Origin of the sequence: Psychrobacter sp. 16-MNA-CIBAN-0192 (assembly GCF_040309565.1) — a bacterium.
Lineage (GTDB): Bacteria > Pseudomonadota > Gammaproteobacteria > Pseudomonadales > Moraxellaceae > Psychrobacter.
Window position 1 is genome coordinate 1 of sequence record NZ_JBEOOX010000713.1, and the last position, 236, is coordinate 236.

Annotated in this window: 1 protein-coding gene; it reads right to left on the reverse strand. The window is 43.2% G+C overall.

The genetic code is table 11. The features are described from left to right. Positions 1-236 (reverse strand): hypothetical protein (locus AAEY78_RS14945; RefSeq protein ID WP_352340283.1); only part of this gene is annotated, 236 nt, incomplete at both ends.

The window sequence follows — 236 nt, forward strand, 5'->3', positions numbered from 1 at the left end:
TTGTATCTTCAGTTAAACGGTATACTGGTTTATCTGTAATTGCTGGAAATTCACTAGAAACATCTGATGCTAAGCCTTGTGCAAGCGCGTTATCAATATCAGTAGGGAAGCCGCCATTAATACCGACAGTCCAACCTTCCATCCAGTTAGTTGATCCATCAAAAGCACCAATTTGACCATTTGCGATAAGCGGTGAACCAGCAAGTGGCGTGTAACCGTCATCAGCAAGCATAAGC